Here is an 11,131-nt window from a genome sequence, read left to right as displayed (position 1 = left end):
ACAATGTCGGGGATGGTAAGATTGAGATAGGTTCTAAGGAAGCTGTTAATGGTGGTCAGTTGCATGATTATACAGAAGAGCAGATGAAGATAGTTCTTGATGATGCGAAGAAATATACGGCTGATCAAGTTAGTGGTCTTATCAATAATGGTTTTAACGAGTCGAAATCTTATACAGATATGAAGTTTGAGGCGTTAAATTATGCCATTGAAGATGTTCGCAAGGAGGCAAGGCAAGCCGCTGCTGTTGGTTTGGCAGTAGCAGGTTTACGTTATAATGATACACCAGGGAAGTTGAGTGTTTCATTTGGTACGGGCGTATGGCGGAGTCAATCGGCATTTGCTATTGGTGCTGGTTATACATCTGAAGGTGGAAATATCCGCTCTAACCTATCTGTCACGAGCTCAGGAGGTCACTGGGGGGTAAGCGCTGGAATAAACTTAACGCTAAATTAATGATAAAAATAGGATATTTAACATCCCCCATTTGCCCTTGCTTTTATGAAGTAGGGGCAAATTTTTTTAAGCATATGAACGCAATTAAAATACGGGCTCTACACCGAGCAAATTTTTTAGCAACTGTTACCAAGAAACTACATTTTTACCTCTACAGTAAATTATTTTTTCTAAATACTTCAAAAGAATCTTTTTTTCTTGATATCTTGTAAATATCTTTTATAAGAAACAAAGCTTTTTATAAGTATACTCATTTTGATGGAAATAAACTTTCAAAGGGAGTAGTAATGTGTGAAGATAAAAAATACACAAAAAATGTATATACCACTGCATAATACTTGAAAAAAGAAAATATACCTAGGAAGCCAATTATTCGAAAAAATCCAAACTTTTTAAATATTACAATCTCTATTTTATTGTTATTTTTTCACTTTATTTCTATTGAGAAAACACTGCCTTCTAATAAAACTAAAATTTATAAATAGCAAAACACATTAAAACTCTTCGAGAAGCATTTCATAGTGGCCACTGCCAAGTAAAAAAGTAACATTAAATATGCAAAAAAACCTTTCAAAGTTAAGCAATAAAATAATACATCAACACCTATTACACTCTAAATGTATCACCTTTGTGTCCAAAAAACATAAATTAAAAAGTCAACATTCAGATATCAGTATAAAAAACATAAAACTCTTAAAACGCTCACATTCTAAGCAATTATATTCCATTTCAAATTCTAAAGAAACAACTAATGCTAAAATGTGTCTTTTTTATGTTTTGGAGGTGTTTTTAAATTTTTCATTGGAGAGTTTATTATGAAGAAATTATATAGAACACAGGAAACGAATGAATTAAAACTTTCTCGTTTTTCTTTTGTTAAAGTTCTTTCGTTGGCTGCAGCGGCTACATTTTTATCGAATATTACCCCTGTTTTTTCGGCAAATCCTGATTTTAGAAATACATTTCTTGAAGGTGTAAAAAGCGCTCTTGTGTCTTATCCACAAAGTATCATTTCTGTTAATAGTTTAAATGCTTCTGATGACTATGCAAATTTTTTAACAAAAATCCTTTCTAGTGCGAGTGATAATAATTCTATCATGAAAGACGGAAATAAGTTATCGAAAAATACGTTGAATATAGAGGGGCAATATAAAAAATCTCTCATTAGTTCACGATCGTTTGTGGTTGATAGCTTTGCAGACCAACAGCTTGCACAGAATGATGAGAATACAGAAATTATTAATGTATCTAGTTTTTCACAAAATAATCCTATCACGAAAATGACACGTAGTGCGAGTATGGAACGCGGTAATGCAGACGCAGGTAATGTTATTTTGGGTGACGGCGTTTCTACGAAAACCACGACCAGTGTTATTATTGGTTCTAAAGTGACGGCGCAGTTAGATGCTAATGATCCGGAGAAAACACCGCTGGCAGCATCTGTTGCTATTGGTGCTAATTCCCACATCCATAGGGGAGGGAGCGTTGCCATTGGTGCTGATACAGAGACACTAAGGAATGATGGAGTTGCTATTGGTCGTTTTGCGCGGGTAGAACAGGATGCTGGTACAGCTCTAGGATTTAGTACAAAAGCATTAAAAAATGGTTCTGTTGCGCTAGGTGCAAATTCTGTGGCCGATAGGGATGCTGGTGTTTTTGGGTATACTTCTTTGCTGCAGGGGCCGGCAAAAAACACTAAAGCGCACTGGAAGAGCACACGGGGTGCCGTTAGTGTTGGTGATCCTACTCAGGGCATAACGCGGCAGATTATAGGTGTAGCAGCTGGTAGTGATCCTACCGATGCAGTAAATGTTATACAGTTAAAAGACTTAGAAAGTCTCGTAAGAAGTGGTGGTTGGAAACTATCTGTTGATGGTAAAAATGCTGAAACAGTCATTATGGATAGCGGAGTAGATTTTTCCACTGGAAGTACAAATCTTACGATTACAAAAGGAGAGAAAGACAATAAGGTAAAATTTGATCTGGCTAAGGAAATTGCAGTCAATAAAGTAACAACAGGAAACAATATTTTAGATGCAACGGGTTTAGTAATTTCTGGAGGTCCGAAAATAACCACCGGTGGTATTGATGCTGGCAGTAAAAAGATAACAAATGTAGCAAAAGGTACAGAAAACACCGATGCGGTGAATTTTGCACAACTGAAAGAAATAAAAGAACAAGTAGCAGCCAGTAGTTTCATAAAACAGGATCTTACAACAGAACACATCAGCATTGGTAAAGACACAGGTGGTGATAAAATCGATATTGCCAACAACAAAGATGAAAAGCGTACTCTTACAGGTATAAAAGGTGGAGCGCTCTTAGAAGATTCAAATGAAGCGGTTACAGGTTCTCAGCTGTTTACTACAAATCAAAATGTTGCAACTGTAGCCACGAATATAGCCAAATCCTTTGGTGGTGGCGCTAGTTATAAGGATGGAGTATGGACCGCTCCTAGTTTTACGGTTAAGTCCATTAAGGGTGATGGCAACTCTGAAGATAAGGTTTATCCTGATGTAGCGAGTGCTTTGTCTGGAGTTGGTACTTCTATCACGAATGTTCAGAATAAATTGACTGAACAGGTTAATAATGTGGTTACCAAAGTGGAGAGCGAAAGCTTTGTTCAACAAGAACAAGAAACTAATCGTCTCACTATTGGTGCTAAAACAGAAGGCAGTGAAATCAATATCGCTAATAAAAATGGTGAGGCTCGAACTCTTTCTGGTGTTGGGGAAGCAAAGAACGATAATGACGCTGTTAACAAAAGGCAGCTTGATAGCAATATTGAGAATGTGAATAATAATCTCACGAATAAGTTTAATGAACTTACTCAAAACATCACGAATATTACTCAAGAAGTTCAAGGAGATGCCTTGTTATGGGACAAGACTAAAGGCGCTTTTGTAGCAACACATGGAGACAATAAAGAGAACAGCAAGCTTACATCTCTGAAGAATGGAGACATTACAGCTGCTTCAAGCGATGCAATAGCTGGTAATCAGCTCTATGCTCTAGGTGATAGTGTAGCGAAAACTTTAGGCGGTAATGCTAGCTATGAAAACGGCACATGGACAAGTCCTACATTCAAATTTAAGAGCGTTAGTGAGGATGGTACTAAAGTTGAAGATAAAGAATATAGTACTGTAGCGGCAGCATTTGCAGGTGTAGGGCTCTCTTTTGAGAATCTTCAAAAAGAGTTTACTCAAAGCAACACAGAGGTTACTGACAATATTAAGCAGAATGCATTGTTGTGGAGTGATGAAGATAGTGCGTATGTAGCGCTTCATGGGCAAGGTGACAAGAGAAGCAAGAGCAAACTGAAGTTACTTTTAGATGGAGATATTTCTGAAGGGTCTAGTGAGGCGATTACGGGTAACCAGCTTTATTCTTTGAATAAGACACTAGCGATGTATTTAGGTGGAGGAGCGCGCTATGAAGGTGGCGCATGGCATGCTCCAGAGTTCAAGGTTGCGCGCTTTAATGCAGATGGTAGTTTATCGGATAAGAAGAACTATAATGATGTTGCAGGTGCCTTTGAAGGTGTTAGTGAGAGTATGACACTTATCAACGACCGAATTAAAGAGGTTTCTAGCAATATAGATACGAATAGTTTGCATTGGAATGAAGACGCTGGATCGTATGATGCGCGTTATAAGGGGGTTTCGAGTAAGATTACGAATGTTTTGGGTGGCAAGGTTGAAAAAGGTTCGCAAGAAGTAGTGAATGGAGGTCAGCTATGGGAGACGAATGAGAAGGTCAACGAGGTTGATCATAAGGTAGATAAGCTAGACCAACATGTTAAAGATATTGAAACTGCGGTTATAGATGGAGCTGTTAACTATGACAAAGATGCGGAGGGAAAGAAGACCAATAGCATCACATTGGTGGGTGGGAATGACAGCGAACCTGTGTTGATAGACAATGTCGGGGACGGTAAGATTGAGACAGGTTCTAAGGAAGCTGTTAATGGTGGTCAGTTGCATGATTATACAGAAGAGCAGATGAAGATAGTTCTTGACGATGCGAAGAAATATACGGCTGATCAAGTTAGTGGTCTTATCAATGATGGTTTTAACGAGTCGAAATCTTATACAGATATGAAATTTGAGGCGTTGAATTATGCCATTGAAGATGTCCGCAAGGAGGCAAGGCAAGCAGCTGCTGTTGGTTTGGCTGTGTCTAATTTAAGTTATGATGACACCCCTGGAAAGTTAAGCTTTTCATTTGGTAGTGGTTTGTGGCGGAGTCAATCGGCATTTGCTATTGGTGCTGGTTATATGTCTGAAAGTGGCAAAATTCGTTCTAACTTATCTGTCACGAGCTCAGGAGGTCAATGGGGGGTAGGCGCTGGATTTAGAGTAACGCTAAATTAGTGATAAAAATAAGATATTTAACACTCCCCCATTTGCCCTTGCTTTTATGAAGTAGGGGCAAAATTTTTTAAGCATATGAACGCAATTAAAATATGGGTTCTACCCCCAGCAAATCTTTTAGCAACTGTTACCAAGAAACTACATTTTTACCTCTACAGTAAATTATTTTCTCTAAATACTTCAAAAGAATCTTTTTTCTTGATATCTTTAGGATATGGTTTATAAATAGTAAAAATTTTAGTGAGTAAGACTTATTTTGCTAAGTAAATTTTCAAAGCGGGGCAAGTAATGCGTGAAGACAGAAAAGAAATCACAAAGGCATACATGTATCCTTGCATAATACATGAAAAAAGAAAAATCACCAAAAAACCAGTTATTCAGGATAATCTAAACCTCTTAAATATTACAATATCTTTTACTTTAATTTGTTGTTAATAAAGCCACATTTTCTAATAAAGTGAAATTTTATAATAGCTAAATATAATAAACCTCTGTGAAGTATTTTTAGTATTATCAAGTAAAAAAGTAATATTAGTACACAAAATTCCTTTATTGTTAGGCAGTAGAATAACATATCAGAACCTCAAATCCTCTATGTATATTTTGCGCCTAAAAGGTCTAATATCCAGATCTCATTACATAAAACAAATACAACAATATAAATATTCAAAATGCTAACACTAACAAAACGCCCAAAACCTAATTTACAATAACTCTATATCGTTAAAATGTGTCATTTTTGTGTTGTTCAGTGTGTTTCTAAAGTTTTTTTCTTGGAGAGTTCATTATGAAAAAAATCTATGCCATACAAACAGAAATGAGTAATTTAAAAAATTTTCGTTCTCCTCATTCATTTTCTTTGGTTAAGAGTGTTTCGTTTGCTGCAATGGTTGCATTTTTATCAAATGTTTCTCCTGTTGTTTCAGCAAATCCTGATTTTAGAAATACATTTGTTGAAGGTTTAAAAAGTGCTGATGTGTCTTATCTAAAAAGTATCATCTCTGTTGCTGGTTTGAATACTTCTGATGACTACGCAAATTTTTTAACCAAAACCCTTTCCGATAAGAGTGACAAGAGTTCTGTCGTGAATGTTTTAACAGAAAACGGCGGTTTTGCACGAGTTGGAAATGTTGGTCATAAAAAAGCGCCACAGCTTACAAGAATAGCGGTTAACGATATAAGTACGAAAAGAACGTTGTTGCCTGTTGATGATGATTATAATGGTGATGTTGGATCGTCTAGTGTTCGGGATACAACAAAGAATAACACAATGTTGAATACGCGGGCAATGCCCATAGCTGAAAGAATTGGTGTGCTTCCAAGAAATAATGAGAATATATTGATAGGTAAGAGTCCAGACGTGAAGGGCAGTAATATCATTGCTATTGGTAATGGTATGCAGACACATTCAAAAAATAGCCTCTATGAATCGGCCATTGGTATCGGTAATTATGTGCATTTTTACGCTCCTGCGACTACTGTTATTGGTGATAGAGCACAGGTAAAGGAATATGGGAGCGTTGCTTTAGGTAGTGGTTCTGTGGCAGATGTTGCTAAAGATGTTGCTGGTTTTAATCCTTTACTTAAAAAAGTTGCAACTGATACGGATTTCACATGGAGGAGTACGCTGGGTGCAGTCAGTGTTGGTGATGCTGGTAATAAAAAAACACGGCAAATTACAGGAGTAGCAGCAGGCACGAACGGAACTGATGTTGTTAATGTTGCGCAGCTTCAATCCTTACAAAGTTACGTAGATCAAGGTTGGAACCTGTCTGTTGGGGGTGCAAATGCTACAACTGTTGGCATAAAGAGCAAAGTCGATTTATCAGCAGCAAGTACAAATCTTACGATTACAAAAGGTGATAAAGATAATAATATAAAATTTGATCTGGCTAAGGAAATTGCAGTCAATAAAGTAACTGCAGGAAGCAGTACCCTAGACGCAACAGGTTTAGTAATTTCTGGAGGTCCTAAAATAGTCACCGGTGGTATTGATGCTGGTAGTAAAAAGATAACAGGAGTGGAAACGGGTACTGAAAGCACCGATGCGGTGAATTTTGGACAACTGAAGGAAATAAAAGAACAAGTAGCAACCAGTAGTAACTTTGTGAAGCAAGATTCTGCAACGAAACACATCACCATTGGTAAGGATACAGATGGTGATAAAATCGATATTTCCAACAATAAAAATGAAAAGCGTACTCTTACTGGTATAAACGATGGAGCGCTCTCAACAGATTCAAATGAAGCGGTTACAGGTTCTCAGCTGTTTACTACAAATCAAAAGGTTACCACTGTAGCCACGAATATAGCCAAGTCTTTTGGGGGTGACGCTAAATATGAAGATGGCACGTGGACAAATCCAACTTTTAAAATAAAGTCGGTTAACTCTGATGGTAAGGAAAAAGATGAGACTTATCACAATGTAGCAGATGCACTTGCAGGTGTTGGTAGTTCTATCACGAATGTTCAGAATAAATTAACTGAACAGGTTACAAATGTGATTACTAAAGTTGAAAGCGAGAGCTTTGTTCAACAAGAAGAGATGCACCGTCTCACTATTGGTGCAAAAACAGAAGGCAGTGAAATCAATATCGCCAATAAAAGTGGTGAGGCTCGAACTCTTTCTGGTGTTGGAGAAGCAAAGAATAACAATGATGCCGTTAACAAAGGGCAGTTAGATACCAATATTGAGACTATCAATAATAATATAACAAATAAGTTTGACACACTTACTCAAAACATAACGAATATTACGCAACAAGTTAAAGGTGATTCTTTACTATGGAGCGAGACTGATACAGCTTTTGTAGCAACACATGGAGAGAAAAAAGAAAACAGCAAGATTACGTCTCTTCAGAATGGAGATATAACTAAAGACTCAACAGATGCCGTAAATGGTTCCCAGCTTTATACACTAGGTAGCAGTGTTGCAAAGTCTTTAGGTGGTGAAGCTGAGTATGAAAATGGCAAATGGACAGCACCTACATTTACGGTTAAGACAGTTAAGGATGATGGCAACTCTGAAGAGACGAAATATAAAACTGTAGCGGAGGCTTTGACTGGAGTTGGTAGTTCTATCACGAATGTTAAAAATGAGGTTACTAAAGAGATTACCAGTGCGATTACTAATGTGAAAGGTGATAGCCTTGTTAAGCAAGAGGCAGATACAAATCGGATCACTATTGGTAAAGAAGTAGAAGGCACTAAAATCGATATTACAAATAAGGATGGTAATAATCGGACTCTTTCTGGAGTTGCCGCAGGTACTGCAGATACTGACGCTGTGAATTTTTTGCAACTGCAAAAAGTTGAAAAGGATGTTAAAGAACAAGTAGCAGCCAGTAGTTTCGTAAAACAGGATCTTACAACAGAACACATCAGCATTGGTAAAGATACAGGTGGTGATAAAATCGATATTGCCAATAACAAAGATGAAAAGCGTACTCTTACAGGTATAAAAGGTGGAGCGCTCTTAGAAGATTCAAATGAAGCGGTCATTGGTTCTCAGTTGTTTACTACAAATCAAAATGTTACCACTGTAGCCACGAATATAGCCAAGTCCTTTGGTGGTGGTGCTAAGTATGAAAAAGGAGAATGGGTTGCTCCTACCTTCAAGCTTAAAACTGTCAATTCTGATGGTAGTGTTGGTGAGGAAAAGATTTTCAATAGTGTAGCGGATGCATTTGCTGGTATTGCGAGTTCCATTACAAATGTTCATAATGATGTGACCAATGTTGTCAGTGATAATCTTGTCAAGCAGGATGAAGATACGAAGGTTATCAAGATTGGTGCTGAAAAAGAAGGTGCAGAAATCAGTTTTACCAACAGCAAAAATGAGTTGCGTATTCTTTCTGGTGTGGCGGCAGCAACAAAGAATAATGAAGCGGTTAACAAAGGCCAGCTTGATGAAAGTTTAGAGAAGCTTTCTAATAGTTTTCAATCTGATGACTCAGCTGTTGTTCATTACGATAAAGAAGAGGGTGATAATAGCGCCATTAATTACACGAGTGTAACTTTGGGTGGTAAAGATAAAAAACCAGTTGGTTTGCATAATATTGCCGATGGTGTGATTTCTGAGAGTTCACATGATGCGGTTAATGGTGGTCAGATCAATACAATTTCTAAAAATGTTACTAAATTCCTTGGTGGTAATGCAACTTTTAATAATGGTGTGTTTACAAATCCAACCTATAGTTTATCGGAGATTGATAAAGATGGCAAGATAACAGATAAACCTTTTACTGATGTCGGTTCAGCTTTTGAAGGACTTGATACAAATATCAAGAATGTTAATACACGGATTAAGGAAGTTTCTGAAGGTGTGGCGCAGGATTCTTTGTTATGGAACAAGGAAGCAAATGCGTTTGTGGCGCGCCATGAAAAGCGCAAAGAAGAAAAAGATGGAACTGTAGCAACCCCAGAAAACAGTAAAATTACATTTCTTGCAAATGGTGACATTACAGCTACTTCAAGTGATGCAATAGCTGGTAATCAGCTTCATAGTTTTGGTAGCAGTGTTGCTTCGTATTTCGGTGGTAACGCTAGCTATACAGAAGGAAAATGGACCGCTCCAAGTTTTACGATTAAAAAGTTTGATACAGAAGGTACAGAGACTGAAGAGAAGTATGATAATGTAGCTGCAGCTTTTACAGGTGTTAATAATTCTATCACGAATATTCATAATGAAATTAATAAGGAGATTGGCAAAGTCGTCAGTGATAGCCTTGTTAAACAAGATAAAGAGGGCGATCCTATTACCATTGGTAAGGAAACAGGTGGTACTATAATTAATCTTCAAAACAAGAATAATGAGAACCGAACCATTTCCGGTGTAATAGGTGGAACAATCTCTAAAGATTCAATTGAGGCAATAAATGGTTCTCAGCTTTTTGAGACAAATGAGAAGGTTGCTTCGTATTTCGGCGGTGGCGCTAAATATGAAGAAGGCCAATGGACCGCTCCTACGTTCACGGTTAAGACAGTTAAGGATGGTGGCAGTGATGTTGAAGATAAGGAATATAAAACTGTAGCGGAGGCCTTGGCTGGAGTTGGTGCTTCCATCACGAATGTTCGCAAAGAGATTAACAATGAAATTACGAATGTTGTCAGTGATAGCCTTGTTAAGTGGGATGAAGATAAGCAGCTAATCAAGATTGGCGCAGAAAAGTACGGTAATAAAATCACTATTTCCGATAATGATGGTAAGAATCGAACTCTTTCTGGTGTGAAAGATGCAGAACAAGACAATGATGCCGTTAACAAGGGTCAGCTTGATGCAAGTCTGAAGGAGCTTTCTACCAGCCTTCAGTCAGAAGATTCCGCTGTTGTGCATTACGATAAAAAGGAAGAGGGTGAAACTGATTATACAAATATAACTTTAGGAAAAGGTAAGGGTTCTACCTCTGTTGGTCTTCACAATGTTGCTGATGGTAAGATTATCAAGGATTCACATGATGTAATTACGGGTGGTCAGATCAATAAAATTGGTGAGGATATTGCTAAATTCTTAGGTGGAGCATCTTCCTTTAAAGATGGTGCTTTAACTGTTCCAACTTATGAGATCTCTAATATTTCTGACAAAGGTGAGGTAGCAAGGAGTTCTTATAACGATGTTGGAAGTGCATTTGCAGGTCTTGATAGCAATATTGAGAATGTGAATAATAATCTCACGAATAAGTTTAATGAATTTACTCAAAACATCACGAATATTACTCAAGAAGTTCAAGGAGATGCCTTGTTATGGGACAAGACTAAAGGCGCTTTTGTATCAACACATGGAGACAATAAAGAGAACAACAAGCTTACATCTCTGAAGAATGGAGACATTACAGCTGCTTCAAGCGATGCTATAGCTGGTAATCAGCTCTATTCTCTAGGTTATAGTGTTGCGAAAACTTTAGGCGGTAATGCTAGCTATGAAAACGGCACATGGATAAGTCCTACATTCAAATTTAAGAGCGTTAGTGAGGATGGTACTAAAGTTGAAGATAAAGATTATAGTACTATAGCGGAAGCATTTGCAGGTGTAGGGCTCTCTTTTGAGAATCTTCAAAAAGAGTTTACTCAAAGCAACACAGAGGTTACTGACAATATTAAGCAGAATGCATTGTTGTGGAGTGATGAAGATAGTGCGTATGTAGCGCTTCATGGGCAAGGTGGCAAGAGAAGCAAGAGCAAACTGAAGTTACTTTTAGATGGAGATATTTCTGAAGGGTCTAGTGATGCGATTACGGGTAACCAGCTTTATTCTTTGAATAAGACACTAGCGATGTATTTAGGTGGAGGAGCGCGCTATGAAGG

Annotated in this window: 3 protein-coding genes; all 3 read left to right on the top strand. The window is 37.6% G+C overall.

The features are described from left to right. The coding region (locus ACFIMW_RS08355; RefSeq protein WP_375697391.1) for a YadA-like family protein at positions 1–455 on the top strand (455 nt) is incomplete at its 5' end. A gap of 815 nt (positions 456–1,270) precedes the next feature. Beyond that, the gene (locus ACFIMW_RS08350) at positions 1,271–4,828 is read left to right on the top strand and encodes a Vomp family autotransporter (protein ID WP_375608766.1); all 3,558 of its coding nucleotides are present in this window, start codon (positions 1,271–1,273) and stop codon (positions 4,826–4,828) included. A gap of 787 nt (positions 4,829–5,615) precedes the next feature. Next, positions 5,616–11,131 (top strand): hypothetical protein (locus ACFIMW_RS08345; protein ID WP_375697390.1); only part of this gene is annotated, 5,516 nt, incomplete at its 3' end.

The sequence above is a fragment of the Bartonella sp. AC329YNZD genome (assembly GCF_042196685.1).
Lineage (GTDB): Bacteria > Pseudomonadota > Alphaproteobacteria > Rhizobiales > Rhizobiaceae > Bartonella.
This window is presented reverse-complemented; position numbering and strand designations above follow the sequence as displayed.